The 17,030-nt window shown below is 52.7% G+C and carries 18 protein-coding genes; 6 read left to right on the plus strand and 12 right to left on the minus strand.

Annotation, left to right across the window (positions count from 1 at the left end):
* Nucleotides 1-13: 13 nt before the first annotated feature.
* From DESMU_RS03725 to rimI, 4 genes are all read right to left on the minus strand, one after another.
* A complete protein-coding gene (locus DESMU_RS03725; protein WP_013562264.1) occupies nucleotides 14-874 on the minus strand; it encodes a class I SAM-dependent methyltransferase in 861 nt (286 codons plus the stop codon).
* A gap of 286 nt (nucleotides 875-1,160) precedes the next feature.
* Nucleotides 1,161-1,832, minus strand: a complete 672-nt coding sequence (locus tag DESMU_RS03730) for an endonuclease III domain-containing protein (RefSeq protein ID WP_013562265.1) — start codon at nucleotides 1,830-1,832, stop codon at nucleotides 1,161-1,163.
* A 40-nt stretch (nucleotides 1,833-1,872) separates the two neighbouring features.
* Nucleotides 1,873-3,171, minus strand: a complete 1,299-nt coding sequence (gene asnS / locus DESMU_RS03735) for an asparagine--tRNA ligase (RefSeq protein WP_013562266.1) — start codon at nucleotides 3,169-3,171, stop codon at nucleotides 1,873-1,875.
* 60 nt (nucleotides 3,172-3,231) lie between these two features.
* Nucleotides 3,232-3,732, minus strand: coding sequence for a ribosomal protein S18-alanine N-acetyltransferase (rimI, locus tag DESMU_RS03740; RefSeq protein ID WP_245526386.1), 501 nt, complete (start codon nucleotides 3,730-3,732; stop codon nucleotides 3,232-3,234).
* Between the two features lie 132 nt (nucleotides 3,733-3,864).
* On the opposite strand from rimI, the gene coaBC reads away from it, so the two are divergent.
* Nucleotides 3,865-5,079 (plus strand): bifunctional phosphopantothenoylcysteine decarboxylase/phosphopantothenate--cysteine ligase CoaBC, encoded by a 1,215-nt coding sequence (gene coaBC / locus DESMU_RS03745; RefSeq protein ID WP_013562268.1) that lies wholly within the window; start codon nucleotides 3,865-3,867, stop codon nucleotides 5,077-5,079.
* Here coaBC and DESMU_RS03750 read toward each other — a convergent pair.
* The 4 genes from DESMU_RS03750 to apgM all read right to left on the minus strand — a co-directional run bounded on the left by DESMU_RS03750 (nucleotide 5,054) and on the right by apgM (nucleotide 8,976).
* Nucleotides 5,054-5,992, minus strand: a complete 939-nt coding sequence (locus DESMU_RS03750; RefSeq protein WP_013562269.1) for a hypothetical protein — start codon at nucleotides 5,990-5,992, stop codon at nucleotides 5,054-5,056. The genes coaBC and DESMU_RS03750 overlap by 26 nt on opposite strands.
* Before the next feature lie 86 nt (nucleotides 5,993-6,078).
* The gene (locus DESMU_RS03755) at nucleotides 6,079-6,855 is read right to left on the minus strand and encodes a 4-phosphopantoate--beta-alanine ligase (protein WP_013562270.1); all 777 of its coding nucleotides are present in this window, start codon (nucleotides 6,853-6,855) and stop codon (nucleotides 6,079-6,081) included.
* Nucleotides 6,794-7,675 carry a pantoate kinase gene (locus DESMU_RS03760; RefSeq protein WP_013562271.1) on the minus strand — a complete coding sequence of 294 codons (882 nt, stop codon included), beginning with the start codon at nucleotides 7,673-7,675 and terminating at the stop codon, nucleotides 6,794-6,796. The genes DESMU_RS03755 and DESMU_RS03760 overlap by 62 nt, the downstream gene beginning before the upstream one ends.
* A 23-nt stretch (nucleotides 7,676-7,698) precedes the next feature.
* Nucleotides 7,699-8,976, minus strand: a complete 1,278-nt coding sequence (gene apgM / locus DESMU_RS03765) for a 2,3-bisphosphoglycerate-independent phosphoglycerate mutase (protein WP_013562272.1) — start codon at nucleotides 8,974-8,976, stop codon at nucleotides 7,699-7,701.
* A gap of 78 nt (nucleotides 8,977-9,054) precedes the next feature.
* Here apgM and DESMU_RS03770 point away from each other — a divergent pair, with 78 nt between their 5' ends.
* Both DESMU_RS03770 and DESMU_RS03775 read left to right on the plus strand, forming a co-directional pair.
* Nucleotides 9,055-9,795: an ABC transporter ATP-binding protein gene (locus DESMU_RS03770; protein WP_048078604.1), complete on the plus strand. Its 741-nt coding sequence runs from the start codon at nucleotides 9,055-9,057 to the stop codon at nucleotides 9,793-9,795.
* Nucleotides 9,796-9,799: 4 nt separating this feature from the next.
* Nucleotides 9,800-11,053, plus strand: coding sequence for an ABC transporter permease (locus DESMU_RS03775; protein WP_013562274.1), 1,254 nt, complete (start codon nucleotides 9,800-9,802; stop codon nucleotides 11,051-11,053).
* Nucleotides 11,054-11,083: 30 nt separating this feature from the next.
* Here DESMU_RS03775 and panB read toward each other — a convergent pair whose 3' ends face one another.
* Genes panB through DESMU_RS03795 form a run of 4 tightly spaced genes read right to left on the minus strand, consistent with a single transcriptional unit; the run spans nucleotide 11,084 to nucleotide 14,408 of the window.
* Nucleotides 11,084-11,890, minus strand: coding sequence for a 3-methyl-2-oxobutanoate hydroxymethyltransferase (gene panB / locus DESMU_RS03780; RefSeq protein WP_013562275.1), 807 nt, complete (start codon nucleotides 11,888-11,890; stop codon nucleotides 11,084-11,086).
* Nucleotides 11,891-11,948: 58 nt separating this feature from the next.
* Nucleotides 11,949-12,881, minus strand: coding sequence for a ketopantoate reductase family protein (locus DESMU_RS03785; RefSeq protein WP_013562276.1), 933 nt, complete (start codon nucleotides 12,879-12,881; stop codon nucleotides 11,949-11,951).
* Complete coding sequence (locus tag DESMU_RS03790; RefSeq protein WP_013562277.1) at nucleotides 12,878-13,753, minus strand: thiamine-phosphate synthase family protein; 876 nt, start codon at nucleotides 13,751-13,753, stop codon at nucleotides 12,878-12,880. The genes DESMU_RS03785 and DESMU_RS03790 overlap by 4 nt, the downstream gene beginning before the upstream one ends.
* On the minus strand, nucleotides 13,740-14,408 hold the full coding sequence (locus DESMU_RS03795) for a hypothetical protein (RefSeq protein ID WP_013562278.1): 669 nt from the start codon (nucleotides 14,406-14,408) through the stop codon (nucleotides 13,740-13,742). Before DESMU_RS03795 ends, DESMU_RS03790 begins: the two co-directional genes overlap by 14 nt.
* Nucleotides 14,409-14,490: 82 nt before the next feature.
* Here DESMU_RS03795 and DESMU_RS03800 point away from each other — a divergent pair, with 82 nt between their 5' ends.
* Genes DESMU_RS03800 through DESMU_RS03810 form a run of 3 tightly spaced genes read left to right on the plus strand, consistent with a single transcriptional unit; the run spans nucleotide 14,491 to nucleotide 17,030 of the window.
* Nucleotides 14,491-15,219 carry an ABC transporter ATP-binding protein gene (locus tag DESMU_RS03800; RefSeq protein ID WP_013562279.1) on the plus strand — a complete coding sequence of 243 codons (729 nt, stop codon included), beginning with the start codon at nucleotides 14,491-14,493 and terminating at the stop codon, nucleotides 15,217-15,219.
* Nucleotides 15,219-16,490, plus strand: a complete 1,272-nt coding sequence (locus tag DESMU_RS03805; protein ID WP_013562280.1) for an ABC transporter permease — start codon at nucleotides 15,219-15,221, stop codon at nucleotides 16,488-16,490. Before DESMU_RS03800 ends, DESMU_RS03805 begins: the two co-directional genes overlap by 1 nt.
* 48 nt (nucleotides 16,491-16,538) lie before the next feature.
* Nucleotides 16,539-17,030, plus strand: a complete 492-nt coding sequence (locus DESMU_RS03810; RefSeq protein ID WP_013562281.1) for a winged helix-turn-helix domain-containing protein — start codon at nucleotides 16,539-16,541, stop codon at nucleotides 17,028-17,030.

Here is a 17,030-nt window from a genome sequence, read left to right on the forward strand (position 1 = left end):
TAGTGAACAGTCTTCAGGGGATTTTAACGTCTAGCACAACCTGGTGCATGCGGGGGCCAACGTTCCTTATCTTCCTCTTCCCGGCTATCTCGTAGCTTCCTAGGCCTAGTGATTCAAGCCTCTTCCTTAATGCTTCTTCAGCTTTAACCAGGTAGTGCTCTCCTTTGAGCGTCTTCACGTGGAGGTATACATGTATCCAGCCCCTTCCACCCCTCAGCGCCTTTAACGCCTTGTCAAGGTAGTCGAGGGCTAGCTCGGGGTATGGCATGAGAACTCTGTCGCTTGAGTTGGAGAGCCTTGAGTCTACAACTTCTCCTGCGTCCCCTAGGATTGGTTCAACAATATCCTCCACGTGGTTCAGCCTTATGTTTTCAACCATGTATTGGTAGGCGTACGGGTTGATGTCTATGCTGTATACTTTCCTAGGGGCTGCATGCCTAGCTATTATTATGCTGAACAACCCGGCTCCTGCAAACATGTTTAACACTGTTTCGCCGGGTCTCGTTAAGCGTGCGATCCTAAGGTGCTCGTAGTTTAGGCTGGGCGATATGTATACTTTGTTTATATCCACCTTGAAGACGCATCCATGCTCCCTATATATGGTCTCACTCCTCTCCTCCCCGGCGAGCAGTACATGGCTTCTTAACCTGTAGGGTCCCTCAACACCTGGGATCGCTGCCCACACGCTTTTAACAAAGTTGAAGCGCTTAAGGAGCTCTTCAGCTAATGGTTTCAACTCCCAGGGCTCCATGCCGAGTGGAACCCTTATCAGGGCTAGATCCCCGATGAACTCGACTCTCTTCCATACTTTTCCAGCCTTCTCCTCGCCGAGGATCTCCCTGGCCAGCTCCTTTATTAGGCTACCTCTAGCCATGTACCGTTTGCCCCTGAATATTCATCCTCATCTCTTTATATCGTTTATATCTAGGGTTTTTCTCCCCATCCACGCCTTCATGGGTAGCCAAGCCGCCTCCGGTGCGGGTTCACAGGGCATGGAGCCCAACGGCACGGGGCCCTCCGCGAGGCTTCCGAGGCCCCAAGGGGCTTGGTGCACTGCTCCCATCACCCCTCACAGCCGGGGCACCACCTCCCCAAACCCATAATCATCAACCCAGGGAAACAGGCAATACAAAGGCCTATAAAATGTTTTCACCAGCCATCTAGTATAGTGATAGCCTACCCTGCTGGTAGTGTTTACATAGATCCCTGAGGACGCATTCGTCGCAAAGCGGTTTCCGTGCCTTGCAAATCCTTCTACCATGTGTTATCAGGTATAGATGTAGCTCCAGGTAGTTCCATGGACTCGTGTTCTCCATCCAGAACGATGAGACATCGCTGTACCGGCCCGTCTCAGTAAACCCCATGCGCCTAGTTATCCTTGATATATGGGTGTCGACTGGAAACACCGGTATACCGAAGTACCTTAAGAGCACTACGTCGGCGGTTTTTTCACCTACCCCCGGTAACTCCATGAGTCGTCTCCGTGCTTCATTCACGTCGCCTGCACGAGTCACCTCAGCGGTAAGCCTCTCGGTGAAACCCGGCTCTTGGAATAGTTCAGCCAGCTTCCTCAAAACCCTAGCCCTGTTCCTGTACATGCCTGCAGGCCTCAAGATGCCTTCCAGCATGTGTTGCTCCATTGAGAGGATTACCTGCGGGGTGATCCTCCCCTGCCCGATCTCCCTTAGCCTCGCTATGGCCTTGACGGCGTTTCTATCACTAGTGTTCTGGCTTAGCACTACTGCTACGAGCACCTCGAATAATGAGGTTGTCTCTATGTGTTTCTCGGATACTGCGAAGTCTCCTTGCTCGAGTCTATGTGTCTTCCGCAACCTCTCCAGTATAGTGTCGCCAATCCTGGTGCTCGGAGCCCTATGGATAGATCCTCCCCCTGAACCTTGGGAAGGGAAGCGTGTCCCTTATATGGTCTAACCCAGCGATCCACATGGTAGCTCTCTCAACGCCGAGCCCGAAGCCGCTATGGGGGACGCTACCGTACCTCCTTAGATCCAGGTACCACTTGTAGTCATCCGGGTTCAAGCCCTGCTCCACGATCTTCTGGTAGAGTACATCATAGTTGTCCTCGCGTTCCCCGCCGCCGATTATCTCACCATAGCCTTCTGGTGCAAGGAGGTCGAAGCCTAACACTACGTTTGGGTTTGATGGGTCGACCTTCATGTAGAAGCTCTTTATCTGCCTCGGGAAGTGTGTGACGAAGAAGGGTTTCTCGAACTCCATGGTTAGAATCCTTTCCTCATCGGCTCCAAGGTCATCCCCCCACTTGATGTTAACGCCCTTCTTCTGCAGGATCTCCACTGCTTCATCATACCTTATCCGTGGATACGGGGGTTCTGCAGCTGGTTTAAGCCTCTCTATGTTCCTCCCGAGATCTATGAGATCACCCCTCCTCTCCTCTAGAACCCTTCTAACTATATGGGATACGAGCTCCTCTGCAACCCTCATCATGTCCTCCATGGTGTACCATGCTGCCTCAGGCTCCAGGTGCCAGTACTCGGCGAGGTGACGCCTCGTCCTCGATCTCTCAGCTCTGAAGCTTGGTGTAAGGCTCCAAACCTTCTCTAGGACGTAGATCAAGGCCTCTAGGTATAATTGCGCACTCTGACTGAGATATGCTTTCTGCCCAAAGTAATCAACGGGGAAGAGTGTTGCTCCTCCTTCACAGGCTGAGGCGGTGAGTATCGGGGGGTTCACCTCCCACCATCCGTTAGATGTGAAATACTCCCTGCCGGCTTCTAGAACGGTGTGCTTGACCTTAAGGATTTTAGCGAAGCGGGGACTCCTGATCCATAAGTGACGGTTGTCGAGCAGGTATTCTAGGCCTTCACCACCTTTTATCGGAAAGTCTCTGCTGTACCCGGTTATCTTGAATGACTCTGCCTCCAGCTCGTATCCCCCTGGGGCACGGGGCTCCTCCCTTACCGTGCCACATGCCATGACACTGGCTTCTAGACCTATGTTCTTCAATTCGTTGACGAGCTCCTCGCCAAGTCTACCCGAGTCTACAACGACCTGTATTACGCCTGAGGAATCCCTGACCCTGATGAAGGCTTTACCACCTACGACACTCCTCCTGTATATCCAGCCCCTTATGCATACGTGTGCCCCTATCATATCCTTGTTCATTACATCAGCTATACTCCTGTATTCCATCCCAGTCACCATCATCTCCACGGATATATGTGGACAGGGGATAAATACTTGCCGAGCCACCTATGGAAGCTCTCTGGCCATTACGTATGCGTCCTCACCGTCAAGGTAGTATCCCTTTTCAACCTTCACTTTACTGTATCCGAGCTTCTCGTAGAGGGAGATCGCCGGGGTGTTGGATACCCTTACCTCCAGGTATGTCTCATTACACTTGTACTCGTAGTACATGGATCTCATTGCATGGGCCATTAAGGCATACCCGAGGCTCTTCCCTCTATGCTCACTTAAAACCGCTATGCTAACCACGTGACCGCTTCTCGCGAGGAACCTGTGGAAAAACCCTGGTTTCCACTCGACACGCGTCATAATGTAGCCGACTACCTCGCCTGACGGTGCTTCAGCCACGTAGAAGGCTTTACCGTAGTCCTCGTACAGCTCCTCGAAGAAGCCTCTGGGATAGTGTTCTGGTAACGCAACCATGTTTATCTCTATGACTCTGTCGATGTCGCTACTGGTAGCATTCCTGATACTGTATCCAGGGGCCTCGTTGCGCAACCTCTCCAAGGCCGTGTTAAACAACGCGTCGACATGGGGTCTCCCCGGTGACGCATCCATAGGCATGCCCTCGAAAGCCGTGTTCCAGTATGCAACATTATAAGTGGAGTTAAAGGTATAAAGCCTTAATGGGGTTCACTAATGACTGAGGAAATAACCAGGTATCTCCACCAACCCCTCCAGGGAAGAAACCTTGTCCTCGGTTTAACCGCGAGCTCCTCCATATATAAGTCCATAGATCTAGCGAGGAGGCTCATACGCATGGGGGGAAGCGTGAGGGTAGTGCTGACCAAGAGATCCCTGACGTTAATAGGCCCAGACCTAGTCCACTGGGCGACAGGCAGTAAGCCATTCCACGAGATGAGCGGTGAGACGGAGCACATAGATCTAGCACGCTGGGGGGACGCGATGATCATAGCCCCGGCTACACTCAACACCATGGCTAAGATCGCGGGCGGGGTCTTAGACGAGTTGCTGACGCTTACAGCAGTTACAATGATGGGGTCTGGGAAGAAAGTGATGCTGGTGCCAGCTATGAACCTCCGCTTAATGAATTCCCCCCAGTATAAGAGGATCACAGGGATCCTTGAAGAATACGGTGCCATCATAGTGCCACCCATGGTGGAGGAGGATAAGGCAAAGTATCCCCCGCTAGATGACCTTTCACACTGCATTGATGCCGTAGTCAACAGAGGGCTTGATCTAAGGGGGCGCAGGGTTCTCGTGACAGCAGGCCCTACACGGGAGCACATAGACCCGGTCAGAGTAATAACTAATCCTAGTAGTGGCTTAATGGGGGTTCTAGTAGCTAGGGAGCTAGCCTGCAGAGGAGCATCCGTTGACCTGGTGCACGGTCCCATGGCCGTTAAGCCGCCTTACACCGTCAGAGCCTTCGGGGTTGAATCAGCCAGTGAGATGGCTGACAAGATCAGGGAGCTGACGAGCATAGTGAACTATGATGCAGCCGTCTTCGCTGCAGCACCAGCAGACTATAAGCCCGCGACCACAATGCAAACAAAGATCTCTACACGGGAGAAACCCGTCCTCGAGCTGAGGCTGGAGCCTACTCCCAAGACTATAAGAGCCATTGTTAAGAGACCCAGGGTGCTCGTAGCGTTCGCTGCCGAGACATGCGGCGGTGAAGAACTGGTTGAGCGAGCCCTCCACAAGGCAGCTGACTACGGTGCCGACTTAGTCGTAGGCAACAATGTCTCATCAAGCAACGCGGGCTTCGGAAAGGATATGCTTGACGTAGTAATGGTCTCCGAGGGAAAGGTACTGGATAAGGGGTACAAGCTCAAGGCCGAGGTCGCCAGGGTGATAGGGGACTTCATAGCGAGCCGCCTTCACGCCTAGCTATCTCTGTGAAAACCTCTAGGGGGGAGCCGAAGACCTCGAAGACCCTGCCCTCATATTTCTCCCTGATAGTGCTGAGGAAGCCGAGTAAACGGTTCTCCAGGCTTTCAAGAGGCATGTTGAGCGGCACCGGCTCATAGAAGTCCAGTCCTTTCAACACACTGACGGCGAAGTACCATAGCAACTTACCTATCTTGCGCCCCTTAACCTGCTCAACGGATACCCCGCTACTCGAGAAGCTTGTATGCAAGATGTATATCGAGGAGGCCTCCACACCATCCCTGAGGAGGCTGGCCCGCTTCTCGTCGCCGATGTCGAGGACCCCGTAGCCGTGTCTCGTTGTATAGTGCGGGGAAACGTTGACCCCATACAGCTCCTTGACCCTGGGGTCGAATACAAGTATCGATGAACCAGCCCTTACCCGGAGCCCGCTGCCCGAGGCCTCAACCACGGTGTTCTCCGTGGACAGCACCGTGAACCCCTTTGAGTACGCTATGCTGGAAATAGTGCTTTTACCGGTATGGGGATAGCCCAGTAGCAGTACAGCCCTACCTGTTCGAGGAATATGTATGCTCACCGAGTCCGTTAATATGAAGCGGTCGCGTAGAGCCAACCTCCTGGCAAGTGCCTGTATCAGGAAGAACACGGGGGCTTCATTGACGTATGGTTCAACCGGGGCTCCCTCCACCACGTATTTATCTGGAAGCACATCATAGTATCCTGTGGCAAGCACCCTGAAGCCCGTGCCCCGTATCCAGGATACCTCGATATCTACAGTGCTACAGTAGTCGGCAAGCCTGGGATCTGGGAGGTATCGTCGTGAAAACGATGATGTAAACGACTCTGCGATCTCCGTGACGCCGTCCCCGAGTAGCTCAACGCAGACCTCATCTACGGAGATATATCTCCTCAAGTATCTCCCTACAGTGGCTGATGATGGAGGGGAAATATATTGATTGTGCTTCCCATGCGCTGGTCGACCAACGGGATTGAGGCAGCCTACGGGTTAATGAGGAGTTGAGAAGACGACAGCTCTCTTAGTCTTTCAAGGATCGCCCTGAGGGCCTCCTGGAGCACAGCGTTGTTATCGTAGCTCCTAATCATCTCCTCAAGCCTCGCCTTCTCCATGGATTTAAGTTGCTTAGCCTCCTTGATCATCAGGGGTATTGCTCTCACTATGTTGTCCACTATGGTGACTGATGCTGCACGTGCAGTCCTCGATAACGGGTTTAAATCTACCGCTATAACCGTCTTACCCATCCTCCTTAAAGCCTCCGTCCTGTCACCATCCTCCAGGGGGACCAGGACCACGTCCGCTATAAGTATTCCTCGGGGGCTCACACGCCTCCTCTCACTGAATAGCTCCGGTATCGTGGCGGATGCGTCTTCTCCGACCCCGAGCACCTCTACTGCACCGTGCTCTAATAGCTGCCTGGCCACGGCTTCCTCTCTCTCCCTGGTTCTGTAGAACAGGTTGACCTCTATCTTCGCCCCCACGGTCTCAGCGAGTTCAACGATCTCCCGTGGGACAAGGGCAGCCGTATTACCGTTAACCGAGATCACCGGGTGCTTGGCCAGCAGCATGTGTGCTACTGCAACCCTAGCCGCCTTCAAGGCGAAATCATGCGTTCTCTCACCGAGGAGGTAGTCAAAACACTCTCCCCGTCCATGCGCTATCAACCCTTCTGGGGCCACGACGCCTTTCTTAAAGCCTTCAACCAGTCTCTCCCTGATTAGCAGGCTCTCTCTTCGCGGGTGATTTGGTGGAATATTCAACTGTGACACCTCTGCTTGAAACCCTTGTCGTGAACACCTTTACCCCCTTGCTGCCTAATAACTCAGATACCTCTAATGCGTACTCATCCTCAACCCATATCACGAGAGCCGCTTTCTTAAGGTAGAACGATACCACACCCTTCACGCCTTGCAGAACCTTGTCGACCGTGGAGTAGTCAAATATCCTCCTAGTGAATGCCTGGGAATACGTGAAGAACTCGTGTAGATCCTCGGTTTCAACGATTCTCCTATAGTAGGAGAATGCCTCACTGTATAGGCTACTGCTTATTCTAGATAGCATCATATGTGTGGGCTCCCTGTAGGGTAGCTCCCCCACCACTAGCACAGGATTCTCGGGGAGCATTACTCGGTGAGCCACTCCAACACCTGGAGCACCAGGCTTTAAGCGTATGGCGAAACCCCCAGTGTACTCGGAGAGGACGTCGCCAAGCCCCGTTGAGTATTTCACCTCGAGGACATGCGCTACTTGAAACGCTCTAAGTGATGGAAGCCCCTTGGCACGGTATGCTGCAAGAGCGTGCGCTATCAGGAGGCCGGCCGACAAGCCGAAGCCGCTTCCCAGTGATACAGGTGAATACGCGCCTACACTTACCCCTGGGCCCCCGCTGCATATCTCGAGGGATTGATCCCTTAGAACAGTCTCGTTGTTTACCCTAATACCGCAGTCCCCTGCAGTAGCCTCAGCCTCCATGTATAGGTCGAGGTTCAACCCAGCCCCATAGCTACCTGTCTCAAGGGGGTTTTCCGACTTGAAGGGTATCCATAGCCCGGAGACGTGGAGAGGCACCTTGACCCTCAAAAAACCACCCTTTGGAGCTGTTTCTACTTGGAGAGATATCTTTCGATCAACCCTGGTAGGAGGAGCCATCCGTGCTCGATGAGCCCGAGGCTGCCTTTCCCACAGTCTCTCTCGGTGAACCTGCTGACTCCATCCGGCTCTATGCCAGGCATGTAGAACGCCACGGGTACCGGGTCGTCTGTATGCGCCTTCACGCTCGGAGGGGTTGCGTGGTCGGCTGTAACTATTAAAGCATACTTGTCCCTTACCTCATCTATTAATGGTTGCACAAAGTACCTGTCTATCTCTTCGATCCTCTTCTTCTTGGACTCCACGTCGCCGTCGTGGCCGGGCTCATCCGGGCCCTTCAAGTGGACGTAGACTATGTGGTTGTCCCCGAGTGCCTTGAGCGCCGTCTCCAACCTGGCCTCATAGTCCCTGGCCGGGTTCCCTGTAGGCGGCTCCATTATTATTGTTTCTGCACCGAATGCTCTACCTATGCCTACTTCAACAGGCATCTCGGCGAGCACTGCAAACCTGCACCCGTATTTCTCGGGTAGCTTCACCGCCCTGGGTAGTGAGCCACCGGCATCCCTCATGAGTATGGCGTTTGCAGGGAGCAGGCCTTTTCTAGCTCTCTCCGCGTTCACAGGGTGCTTTGAAAGTATTTCAAGGGATCTCTCGAAGAACTCGTTCGCTATCTCGGCCGCTACCTTCGCCTCAGCCGTATCGTCCAGTGGCATTATCTTCGGTACTTTTCTAGATGGAGATGGCACTGCCACGCTGACCATGCCATGTCTCTTATAGGCTGGATCATTATTGTCCACCATTGGTGAAAGCCTATGCCTTCTACTGCCGATCACCACCACTGCGCGATGCCCTATCGTCGCAACCACCTTGGCGTATCCCTCGTGGATCCCTAGCTCCAATCCATCAACTGCTTTAGCCAGCTCCTTAGCCTCCGCTGTCGAGAGGCTCCTACCCACCCTTCTATCGATTATTACACGTGTAGATGGGTCTATGGTGGCGAAGTTGGCTCTGAAAGCCACCTCGTAGCCCTCCCTTATCTCAAGCCCGGCACCCAACGCTTCGAGAGGCCCCCTCCCGGTGTAAACCTCGTGGGGATCGTACCCTAGGATCGAGATCACTGCTTCATCGCTCTCAGGGGCTATCCCCTTACCCACAGTATACATTAACCCGCATTTACTGTTCCTTGCAACCCAGTCTAAACCGGGTTTCACACTGAGCTCCAGGGTTGTCACCGGGTCGCTCAGTCTATCACCCATACCGTCCAGCACTAGGTAGAGCAGCCTATGCCTCAATCGGCAACACCTCTGGTTCCCATATAAATATAGTGACGCGAATATAAAATGACCGGTGTAAACACGGGGAACTCTACCATGGAGACATATGCTCTCCAAGTACGGAACCTCACTAAGCTGTATGGGCGGGGAAGCATCGGCGTAAGGGATCTAAGCTTCAATGTGCGGAGCGGTGAGATATACGGGTTAATAGGCCCTAATGGCAGCGGTAAGACAACGACTCTCCGGATAGTTGCAACACTCATAAAACCATCCTCCGGTGAAGTACTGGTGTACGGGGTTAACGCTGTGAAGGAGCCGTTGAAGGCGAGGCAGCTTATCAACTACCTCCCCGAGGAGGCAGGTGCGTACAGGGATTTAACAGGCTTAGACTTCATTAGATTCATGCTTTCACTAAGGTTCAAGGGGAAGGCACTCGAGGAGACTGTTGAAGAGGCTGTTGGAATAGCGGACCTCGGCAACAGCCTCAGGAAACCTGTTAGAACCTACAGTAAGGGCATGAAGAGGATACTGGCCTTAAGCGTTGTATTAGCCTCCAAGCCAAAACTGATGATCCTTGACGAGCCCACCACGGGCCTGGATGTCGAGAGAAGCATATATGTAAGGGATCTGGTTAAGAAGTACAACAGGGAGCTAGGCTTAACCGTGCTTCTCAGCAGCCATAACATGCTGGAGGTCGAGAGGCTCTGCGACCGCGTCGGCATGCTGTATAAGGGGAGGTTGATCGCCGAGGGCCCCGTCGATGAGTTGAAGAGGCAGGTGGCTGGAAGAGACTTAGAGGATGTATTCATGAAGCTTAAAACCGTGGCCGAGGTGTAACCCGGTGACACTTAAACCCCTCGTCGTAAGGGAGGTCAAGAGCTTCCTGAAGAACCCAGCGTTCATAATGTCGATAATCATACTCGTAGTGTTCTATGCATCGCTTGGAGGCATCATGAGGACGAGTGTTGAGTCAGCTGTACGGGAGGCCTCCTCAATATCCATAGGCGTGGTCAAAGAGGAAGATACACCACTCGTAAACCAGTTGATCGCCGTTTTAAACCACTACACTAATGGCTCACTGGGATTCTACAGTAGCCTTGACGAAGCCGTTGAGAAAGCTGGTGTTGCAATACTCATACCAAGAGGGTTCACTGTAAACGCCACTACACCTGGGAGGAGCCTGATGCTTAAGGGAGGCGTTAAAATAGAAAGCCTTTCACCCATCATAAGCCAAGCCAGGCTCTCCGTTGTGTCCTCAATAGCCTCAACGCTTTCAAACCTCCTGCCCGTCGCGATCAGCCAGCTCTATAATGTTTCAGTTGAACCAGGCAAGCAGGTGGTCGTTGACAACTATGTGAGAATATATGGGAGAACAATGACAGTAGCCGAGTTCAACGCCGTGGTCGGAGTACTCTCCATGATACCCACGCTCATAGGCCTCGTGGTCGGTATAAACGCCGCCTACGCTGCACAGGCAACAGCCATAGAGAAGGTTGAGAAAGCATTCGAGATGCTGCTGGCTCAACCGATCCCACGTAGAAGCGTTGTAGTAGCCAAGATAATTGGAGCGGTCGTTGCATCAATGATCATGGGAACCGCATACATGGTTGCAATGCTCCTTATGCTGGCTTCAGTGGTGCCCAGCGGCATGGTCGGTAATGAGTCGTCGCAGCTCATTCAATCAACCATGAGCGTGGCAGGCCCCTTCGTTATAGCACTGATAATATTCTCAATGGTGCTGGGCCTCATATACTCGGGCGCCATGGGCGTGCTGGTTGGAGCAGTGGTCAGCGATGAGAGAATGGCCGGCGTCCTCTCAACCCCTATAATACTGTTGTTCATGGGAGTCGGGTTCGCCGTAATGTACCTCGGCATGCCCCTCAACACCATAACAGCCGTGCTATCTGGATTAAGCATCGTGCCAATAGCGTTCGTGGTTATCAACGCGTCTCTCTCAGGCCAGTATGTTTACGCAGCTCTCTCAGTCTCCATAGCGGTGCTGGCAACCCTTGCAGTAATGTTGATCGCCATAGTAGTGTTCAACCGTGACATAGTGGTGCTCGGACTCAGGGTCTCATTAAGGCGGAGAGAGTAGGCGTCCTAGAGGTATTTATCAAAGCCGTTTTCAAGTCTTCTTAGAGTAGAAGTAGTGTTTCTCCTCTGGGAAAACCCCGGCCTTGACCTCCTTCGCGTATTCGCCGACAGCCTTTATTATCATGCTCCTCAGGTCAGCGTAGGCTTTAGCGAATGGGGGAGGATGCTCCGTTAACCCGAGCAGGTCGTGTAGGACGAGCACTTGCCCATCGCAGAACGGCCCGCTACCAATACATATGGTGGGTACATTCAACTCCCTTGTGACCTCGCCGGCTACATCGGCCGCAGTATACTCTATCACAATGGAGAAGACGCCGGCTCTCTCGAGTTCCCTTGCATCCTCCAGTATCCTATCCCGCTCCTTCTCGCTTAACCCGCGCCTCCTGTAGCCGCCTATGAGGAATGACCTCTGAGGCGTTAACCCTATGTGACCCATCACCGGGATGCCGGCTCTCACAAGAGCCCTTACTACATCACTCATTTCTCCTCCCCCCTCAAGCTTCACCGCGTCTGCCCCGGCCTTCATCAGTAGCCCGGCATTCCTCACCGCTTCCTCCACGCTTGTCTCATAGCTGAGGAACGGCATATCGGCGACGACGAGTGCACGGGGCCTAGCCCTACTAACGCTGGCCACATGTATCAGCATCATATCCATTGAGACAGGTATCGTTGTGTCGAAGCCGTGGACAACCATTCCAACGCTGTCACCGACGAGGATTACGTCAACACCAGCCTGGTCCACTAGCTTAGCCATTGCATAATCGTAGGCTGTCACCATCGCTATCTTCTCCCTACCCTTCATCTTAACTATGTCTCTGACCGTTATCCTCGTACTCAAAACCACCGCCTCCACATAGCTTGCCTACTATTAGCGGGACTGATATTTTTTATGTCGCCTACGTTGCAGAGTCCCTGCGGCCACCCTCCTCTATAAGGTGTATCATGAGCGTGATAAGCCCGTTCACCGAGGGTTCCCTCCCGAGCTCCCTAGCTATGAAGCCATTGATGTAGTCCACCTCGGTAGGACTACCTGCTGCTACATCCTGAGCCATGCTTGAATGATTGTCAGCTGTACTCCTCACATTGCTAACAATATAGTCTAGTAGTCTTCTAGGCTCAAAGAGGTATCCATGTCGACGCGCCACCTCCGTGAACTCTGAGAGTATAAGCTTCGCGAGCTCCAGCCCGGGCCCGGTTAAAACAACCCTGTTCCTGGATCTCGCTATAGCCGTCAACGGGTTGACCACGGCGTTTAAAGCCAGCTTCAACCACCTGTAGTAATCTATGTTGGATACAACCCTGAACTCGAAACCACCAAGCCTGAACATTCTGCTCAACTCCATTAATTCGAGACGTAAGCCAAGCCTGCTGCCGGCTATGATTGTGCGTCCACCGTGATACACTATGTGAGCCGGTGAAACCCTTTCAGCACCGAAGTAAACAACCCCGCCTGCAGCCTTAGAGCCGAATTTCTCCTCAGCGAGCTCCAGGCTGCCGAAACCATTCTGTAGCATTAAGAGCACTCCATCGCTTGCCAGGATCTCCTCTGCAAGCACCATTGTGGCTGGTACACTATACGCCTTCACACTGTTGAAGACGAACCTACACTCGTCGACAGGGCTCTCATAGTGCCTCGGCACCACTGGCACTAGGATGTCAACGCCTTCAACCCTATCGTGGACTCTTATCCCGCCCTGCTGTAGCACTGTTTTAACGGTTTCTTCACGGCCGTAGTACACCGGTATCCCTGAGAACCCGGCTCTGTAGAGGAAGTACGCTATTGTTGCCCCAACGGCTCCGCCGCCAATAATGCATACATCGCTAGTCATGGATTCCTCTTCACCAGGCTCACGAGTATTCTCTCAAGCTCGTTGAAGTCTGTGGTGAAAATATAAACCACTGGCTCAAGACCCTTACCTCCGAGATCAGCTATGGCATCCGGCTTCTCCCTCGCAGCCATCTCCACTCTCTTCCAGAAGCCCTCTACATCCTCGTGAGGACCGCTCACGGCGAGCTTGAGACCCAGATCCCTGAGCGCCTCGACATAGACCTCCTCGTATCTCGTGTTGAACCCGACTCTTTTAGCCGGGTTAAGAGTTGACACCGTGAGGAGGAGCCTTGACAAATGCCTGCTCCCACCATACATGGGCTCCCCTGTGACAGCTACACCGTTAAGGGTACGGGTTATCCTCCCAGTTAACCCTATTATCTCGTACACTGATGCAGGCGGCCTAGGTGCGTAGACTAGGTTTGAGCCCACCTCAGGTATAACCCTGTGGAGCCCTTCTATGGACGTGATCCTGAGCAACGCAACCCTATAGTACTCTACATCGGGGTCTACTGGCAGCCCCTCTGAGCACGATGTAAATATCTCCTTATACTTCGAGCAAACCGCTTTAAGCGCCAGGGTGTTAACCACTTGGTAGCTGGCTAGCTCAAACCTGTCACGCGGAGCCCTGAATGCGAGGCTACACAGTATCTCCACATAGTACTCAACCACCTCTCTCTCAAGGCCTACCTCATGGAGCTGGCGTAGATACTCCTCCATAGGTTTCTTCAACAGCTTGTTTACCATGGGCTGTGATACATGTAGCAGGGAGGAGATCCTGTGCTGGCTGAGCCCCTGCCTGCTCAGCCTATGTGCAAGCACGCCTCTAAGCGAAACCAGTATTTTCTCACATATGGCGTCATGAATTATCATTGCCCCACGGGACCCCTTCAGCCTGGAGAGACCTCAAGCTACTGGTAGATCCCTGGCGGCTTTTTTCTAGTTTTCTGGCAACCGCCTCTGCAAGCCCCAGTATCTCGTTGAGAACCCTGATCTCGTTTGAAAAAGCCTCCTCGTACCGCATCATCTCCTGGAGTATGCTTGTCACCTTCTCGAGCTCATTGAAGACGAGCCCGCGGAAAACCTCCTTGTCAACCTCGCTGAGCTTATCCTTAACTGCCAGCTTGTGCAAGGTGTTGAGCATCTTCAACGGCTCCATGCTCCTGTACTTTATGGCGAGGAGTTTAAGCCTTGGATCCTCCTCTCCCCTGGAGCCAGTGTAGGCCTCTATGGCGTCTCTCACAGAGTCTATGTCTCTGAACCTCCACCAGGTCTGGTTCTTTGAGGTATAGGATTTCTCTATTATCCCGTAGTTCTTCTCCATGACCTTCAGTAGGTTAACCGGGTTGTATGTTACCCCGGCCTCGTAGAGTTTGAAGACTATGTGCTTGTAGCTGAAGTCGCCGAGCCTGTGGTCTATGTTTGGGTCCCTGGCAATATTGTAGGCGATCCTTAAAACGACTAATGCTTTCTCACCGTATCTTGAAAGGAAGTCCTCTATGGCTGTCCTCGCGTCGCCGGGAAACAAGCGTTAAACACCGTGGAGACATAATGTTCTCCCGGATTTAAAAACGTTTCAATACGTCTTCTATCACTCGAACGGTGGTTGAATGAGTGCTGTCGAGGTAGTCGACGTCCACAAGGTCTATGATGATGAAACATATGCTGTTAGAGGCGTGAGCTTCACTGTGAGGCCTGGAGAGATATATGGGTTGATAGGGCCCAATGGCGCCGGTAAGACAACCCTCCTGAGGATCATAGCAGGGATAGTTAAGCCAACCCGTGGCACGGTCAAGGTCTACGGCCGCGACCCTTATAGGGAGTTCGAGGAGACGAGGAGGCTAATAGGCTACCTGCCCGAGGAGGCCAACACGTATCAGAGGTTAACCGGCTTGGAACACCTGTTGTTCTACGCTAGGCTCTACGGCGGGGACGTTGAGTCTATGGTTGAGTACGGTGCAAGGATAACGGGGCTAGGAGACAGATTACATGATGAGGCTGGAACCTACAGCCACGGGATGAAGCGGCGTCTCCTCCTAGGCGCTGTTTTAATGAGGAAGCCCATGCTAGCCATACTCGATGAGCCGACCAGCGGGCTCGATGTACATGCAAGCGTCAGCGTGAGGAGGACGATAAGGCAGTATGTTGCTGAGACAGGCTCCACTGTTATCCTTAGCAGTCACAACATGCTGGAAATAGAGTACCTATGCGATAGAGTTGGATTGATATCCAAGGGGAGGATCGTGGCTGAGGGCGAGCCCAGGAGGCTTGTCGAGGAGTTCAATGCTTCAAACCTGGAGGAGGTCTTCACCATGCTGGTCAGCGAGGATGAGGAGTGATGCGTGGAACCAGTAGGATCAGGGTTCTCCTGTGGAAGGAGGCATTGGAGATCTCAAGGGATAGGAAAGCATTGATAACGACTATTCTTCTACCATTGATTGCGATGCCCGCGATCGGGTTGCTCACAGTGTTCCTCATGGTGCAGCAACCAGTGAACATAGCCGTAGTTGATGAAGACGCGTCAACCCATGTGTCTCCAGTATTTAACATAACTGTTTCCTCCAGGGATCTAGCAGCAGGCATAAGGGAGCACTTATCTAGATCCGGCTTCAACGTCTATATGTATGGTGATAAATGGACCGCGTTATCTAACTCGAGTATAGACCTAGTCGTGGTCATACCGAGGGGCTTCGCCGAGAACGCCTCGAGCATTGACAGGGTTGCCTCAGTAGATATTATCAGGAGGGCGAATGTTCAAGCCGCTCAGCAAGCCGAGGGCACTGTGAGGGGGTTCATCGACTACTATTCCGCACAGCTCTCTGGAAGGAAACTGGAAGCGCTTGCAAAACTAGCCAGCGTAGGCCCGGTTGACGTGAATGCCCTCAGGAACCCCATCGTGGTTGGCAGCGTGGTGCTTGTATCCCCCTCAGGTGCAGAGGTTGGAGCTGAGGAAGCCTTGAAGAGCCTTGTAGCCCGCTTACTTGTACTCAGCTTCTCCTTCGTCGTAACCCCGGCTGCCTCATACGTCATCGACGGGGTGATAGGGGAGAGGGAGAGGAAAACCATGGAGATGTTGTTGACGAGCCCGGCCTCGGTCTCAGAGGTGTTCCTCTCGAAGCTTGTAGCGGCATCCATGCTCGGAGTGCTTGCATCACTAGCGGATCTAGGTGGGATACTAGCCTACGTTACCCTCATCATAATGGCTTTCGGCGGCGGTATACTTGTAGTAATGGATCCAGTACTCGTATGCATACATGTGGTGACAGCGTTCCTGACGATACTTGTAACAGTCTCCATAGCTACACCCTTCATAGCGAGGAGCAGCGGCTTAAGGAGCGCTAGCAATGTGGCTGGAATAGTGTCATCCATAGGGCTCGTATTCTTCATAATCGGGTGGATGATCGACTTCCCGAAGCTTCCCCCGAGCATCATGTACCCCTTAATGCTCGTACCGTACACGCATAGCATCCTAGCAATACAGGGATACGTGTACGGCGAGCTGGCTGTCGTCGCTAGGAGTCTCATAGTGCTTCCAGCGGTCTCCCTTGTTTCAATGATTATTGCAATACGGTTCATAGATAAGGAAAAGCTACTACTAGCACGGGATTGATACAAGTTTATATATGTCGGTCAAAATAATTACTTCCAGGCGAAATATATGACTACAAGCCTAAAGCTACTCAGCCTCATGGACGAAAACGGGGTGGCAATTGATAAACTCTCCTCCGAGACCGGTTTATCTACACGCACCGTCAAGAGGTATCTCAGAGAGCTCGAGGAAAAAGGGCTTGTGGAGCAACGGGGCGAGCTCTACGCGCTTACAGCGGCAGGTTTAAAACTAAAGAAGTCTCTCCAAGCACTCAGGGCGAGGCGTGAAGCCCCACCCTACATTGTAACCGATCCATCGAGCGGTGCACAGATACCTTTAAGCTTCAGGAACTATAAGCAACTCCTAGCGATAATCGATGCGGGGCTTGCCGATAAATCGGTTCTCGAGGAACACATGAGGAAATACCTGGCAACATGGGTAAAGGACTCCCTCGGTGATGAATACCTGGCATACCTCCTCGAAACCGGCGCCATCAAGAACCTGGATGATTTGAAAAACTACCTCGAGACAATACTTAAAGCCCTAGGGGACCAAGCGTAA

Source organism: Desulfurococcus mucosus DSM 2162, from assembly GCF_000186365.1.
GTDB lineage: Archaea > Thermoproteota > Thermoprotei_A > Sulfolobales > Desulfurococcaceae > Desulfurococcus > Desulfurococcus mucosus.

What these genes read in the sequence shown, in the direction of transcription:
- DESMU_RS03725 (WP_013562264.1), bottom strand. Translation starts at nt 874, where the DNA reads ATGGCTAGAGGTAGCCTAATAAAGGAGCTGGCCAGGGAGATCCTCGGC.
- asnS (WP_013562266.1), bottom strand. Translation starts at nt 3,171, where the DNA reads ATGGAATACAGGAGTATAGCTGATGTAATGAACAAGGATATGATAGGG.
- coaBC (WP_013562268.1), top strand. Translation starts at nt 3,865, where the DNA reads ATGACTGAGGAAATAACCAGGTATCTCCACCAACCCCTCCAGGGAAGA.
- DESMU_RS03770 (WP_048078604.1), top strand. Translation starts at nt 9,055, where the DNA reads ATGGAGACATATGCTCTCCAAGTACGGAACCTCACTAAGCTGTATGGG.
- DESMU_RS03785 (WP_013562276.1), bottom strand. Translation starts at nt 12,881, where the DNA reads ATGACTAGCGATGTATGCATTATTGGCGGCGGAGCCGTTGGGGCAACA.
- DESMU_RS03790 (WP_013562277.1), bottom strand. Translation starts at nt 13,753, where the DNA reads ATGATAATTCATGACGCCATATGTGAGAAAATACTGGTTTCGCTTAGA.
- DESMU_RS03800 (WP_013562279.1), top strand. Translation starts at nt 14,491, where the DNA reads ATGAGTGCTGTCGAGGTAGTCGACGTCCACAAGGTCTATGATGATGAA.
- DESMU_RS03805 (WP_013562280.1), top strand. Translation starts at nt 15,219, where the DNA reads ATGCGTGGAACCAGTAGGATCAGGGTTCTCCTGTGGAAGGAGGCATTG.
- DESMU_RS03810 (WP_013562281.1), top strand. Translation starts at nt 16,539, where the DNA reads ATGACTACAAGCCTAAAGCTACTCAGCCTCATGGACGAAAACGGGGTG.